At 36.7% G+C, this 3,800-nt stretch carries 3 protein-coding genes; 1 reads left to right on the plus strand and 2 read right to left on the minus strand.

What is annotated here, in order from left to right:
• Nucleotides 1-883: 883 nt before the first annotated feature.
• Nucleotides 884-2,002: a 5-methyltetrahydropteroyltriglutamate--homocysteine S-methyltransferase gene (locus K6G87_RS13295; RefSeq protein ID WP_296838218.1), complete on the minus strand. Its 1,119-nt coding sequence runs from the start codon at nucleotides 2,000-2,002 to the stop codon at nucleotides 884-886.
• Between the two features lie 150 nt (nucleotides 2,003-2,152).
• Between K6G87_RS13295 and K6G87_RS13300 the strand changes: the two genes are divergently transcribed.
• Nucleotides 2,153-3,052, plus strand: coding sequence for a LysR family transcriptional regulator (locus K6G87_RS13300; protein WP_296838221.1), 900 nt, complete (start codon nucleotides 2,153-2,155; stop codon nucleotides 3,050-3,052).
• A gap of 186 nt (nucleotides 3,053-3,238) precedes the next feature.
• Here the strand turns inward: K6G87_RS13300 and K6G87_RS13305 are convergent.
• Nucleotides 3,239-3,800 (minus strand): ATP-binding cassette domain-containing protein (locus K6G87_RS13305; protein WP_296838224.1); only part of this gene is annotated, 562 nt, incomplete at its 5' end.

Raw genomic sequence — 3,800 nt, forward strand, 5'->3', positions numbered from 1 at the left:
AGATTTATTCATTGGATATATTACTCATACTTCCCATTTTGTAAACACCTATGATCTATGCATATTTGATAACTTGGCAGTTAATAAATTATGGTTAAGTCAAAAATATCATTTGTTAAATGTCTAAGGAAATCAAATTGCCAGTAAAGAACTAATCTCTATGTACGAAGTTTTAGTGTAGTATATATAAAATGATCAAGATAACCCATCACCTTTAGGTGGTGGGAATATCTTGATTTTGGGTGCGGGGTTTATAAGCCCCGTACCCGTAGAACTGCGTCAGCGCGATTTTATAACGAGCAAAAAGCGAAGCGTTTGCGAGTTTAACATTAAGTGTTCTTTATGTATTAAATAGCATTATATTTTTTTTAATAAAACAAAAAGATCGCTGATATAGTCTCCAGCAATCTTTTTATAATTATTTTTTATAATAATTATGTATGCTTATGTTATATATAAAATGATCAAGATAACCCATCACCTTTAGGTGGTGGGAATATCTTGATTTCGGGTGCGGGGTTATAAGCCCCGTACCCGTAGAACTGCGTCAGCAGTGATTTTATAACAAGCAAAAAGCGAAGCTTTTGCGAGTTTAACTTGTATATCTTAAATATACTTATGAATAATATTATGAGGTAGGTGTCAAAAGTTCCTTTTGACACCTTATGACTAACGGATTGTTCCGTTTCTTCGAAACTCTCACAATCCTAAAAGATTCGCAAATCCGCACTACGTGCTACTTTGCTCATGTTTTGCGGGTCATAAATTCATATTCGATTTCGAGCAAGCTCGAATCGAAATGACTTTTGACCCTTACGTCATATTATGTTTCAGTCAGAAAACCCATTACCTTTAGATGCTGGATTTTCACATGGTTGTAAACTTATTCTCCCCACACTTTCTCTGCTATCTCCTTAACAAGTCTAAGCTTGTCCCACTGCTGCTCTTCTGTAAGCTTGTTTCCAATCTCGCAGGATGCAAATCCGCACTGGGGGCTAAGGCAAAGTCTGTCTAAGGGAATATACTTAGCTGCTTCATGGATTCTATTGATTATCGTCTCCTTATCTTCCAGCTCAGGTGTTTTGGTTGTGATAAGTCCGAGAACTACTTTTTTATCCTTAGAAACTTTTTCAAGAGGTTCAAATCCACCTGATCTTTCATCATCATATTCAAGGAACAACGAATCTACGTTTTCCTTCGCAAATACATAATCTGCAACAGAATCATAAGATCCACTTGCAAAGAATGTAGAATGATAGTTTCCTCGACAAATATGTGAAGTAATTACCATATCCTCAGGCTTTCCTTCCAGTGACCTGTTGTTAACCTCAAGAAGCTGCTTTTTGACTTCTTCAATATCAATTCCAAGTAAAGCATATCTTTGTTTTGCAGCATCACCTACAATTGCTCCCCAGGTGCAGTCATCAAACTGAAGATTGCGGCATCCTGCCTCATAAAACTGATTAATTACATCTTTATATGCATTTGCGATATCTTCGATCAACTCTTCATTTGTAGAATAAAATTTTCTCGTTGTCTCATAATTTGCAGGAACTATCATCTGCTGAAATGTCTGAGCCGGTGCTGGAATAGTATACTTCGCAACAGTATTTTCATCCTCAAACTGTTTCAAAAACTTATAATACTCTACAAAAGGATGAGCTTTTGCCTTAATCTTTCCAACAAGATAAGTATCATCAAGTACTGCAAGCTCTGCATCAAAAGCAACACCGTTACCTGTTGCCTCATGTGCTACTCCTTCAAATCCCCACATAAAATCAAGATGCCAGAAGGTTCTTCTGAATTCGCCATCTGTGATCACATGAAATCCCAATTCCTTCTGCTTATTCACAACCTTTGTGATCTCATCATTTACAATTAGATCTAATTCTGTCTGACTGATTTTTCCGTTTGCAAAATCTGCCTTTGCATCCTTAAGGCGCTGTGGTCTTAAAAAACTTCCTACAAAATCATATCTGCATGGTGTTGTAACTTTACTCATTTTAACTTCCTCCCTTGCCAGTAATTGACTGAATTATAGCCCCTCGCAGCTATCAGGAAAAATATATAAAATATGTATATTCCCATAGATTTTTTCTATGGACACATGATATAGTATATAAAATCCTATTGAAAAGGAAGGCCGATTCCTATGACACTTAAACAGCTTCAATATGCAGTAACTGTAGCTGAAACAGGCAATATTACAGAGGCTGCGCAAAAGCTTTTCATTGCTCAGCCCAGTCTCACATCAGCCATTCATGAATTGGAAAAAGAATATGATATCACCCTCTTTTCCCGCTCTAACAAAGGAATTGAAATAACCAAAGAAGGTGACGAGTTCCTGGGATATGCAAGGCAAGTCCTTGAACAAACCGCGCTTATAAACGCAAGGTATACTGGCAAGGAGACTATCAAGCAGCGCTTTTCTGTTTCCTCTCAGCACTATTCCTTCGTGGTAGAAGCCTTTGTAAAGCTTTTAAAAGATTTCGGTAAAGAGAAGTATGAATTCCACATGAGAGAAACTCAGACATATGAAATCATTAATGATGTCACCCATCTTAGAAGTGAGATCGGAATTATATATTTGAACAAATTTAATGAAACAGTAATAAGAAAAGCCCTGCGTGATAATGGTCTGTCATTTGAACCCTTATTCACAGCAAGGCCTCATGTTTTTATTGGAAAAAACAGCCCCTTATCTAAAAAGAAATCATTAAAACCTGAAGATTTAAAACCATATCCACGACTTTCCTATGAACAAGGCAGTCATAATTCCTTTTATTTTTCAGAAGAAATACTTAGCACTTTAGATAGTGATAAGGAACTTATCGTCTGTGATCGAGCCACCCTTTTTAATATGCTTATCGGATTAAATGGCTATACGATATGTAGTGGTGTAATAAGCGAAGAATTAAATGGTCCCAATATCATCGCAAAGCAATTAAAGGTTGATGATTACATGGAAATAGGCTATATTCTTCCAACTGCTATACGTCCTTCAAAACTCACATTACAGTACATAGATATAATTAAAAGCCTTGTAGAATAAGCTGCTTTTCATCAATTTATCTCCAGGTTACGGCCTCCAAGGCCATTTCCTTTAAGATGTACCACTGTTTCACCGCCAAGTATCATTCAATGCCTTTAAAATCCCCTTTTGATTGTTTAAGTTATTAGTTAAGAATTGTCCTTCTTTCGAAAGTTGTTCTCTATATTCTTTTTAACAGATTCTGTCTCAGATACTTGCAAGATCATAATAATACCCCCTCTTTCTTATAAGCTCTTCATGACTACCGGATTCAAGTATTCCTCTATCTCCGATATAAAGGATCTCATCAGCATTTTTAATTGTTGAAAGCCTGTGAGCTACAATAAACGTAGTTTTGTCTCTGGTAAGCTCATCCAGAGCTTCTTTTATGATCATTTCTGTATCTGTATCAATAGCACTTGTAGCTTCATCCATTATAATGATCGAAGGATTTTTAAGGACAATTCTTGCAAAACTGATAAGCTGTCTCTCTCCTGCTGACAGATCAGCGCCGCGTTCCTCCAGCATGTGATAATATCCACCCGAAAAACGATTTATAAACCTGTCTGCATGAATAAGCTTGGCACTTTCCATACATTCTTCATCTGTAGCATCCCATTTTCCGTAACGAATATTGTCGATGATTGACCCCTTGAAAATAAATGGATCCTGCATTAGGACGCCGACTTCATTTCTAAGGGATCTGAGAGAAACATCACGAACATCAATTCCGTCTACCTTTACAGAGCCTTTTTTCACATCATAGAAT

The organism is Butyrivibrio sp. (assembly GCF_024699075.1).

Coding starts and splice junctions, on each gene's coding strand:
- K6G87_RS13295 (WP_296838218.1), bottom strand. CDS start 2,002: ATGAGTAAAGTTACAACACCATGCAGATATGATTTTGTAGGAAGTTTT.
- K6G87_RS13300 (WP_296838221.1), top strand. CDS start 2,153: ATGACACTTAAACAGCTTCAATATGCAGTAACTGTAGCTGAAACAGGC.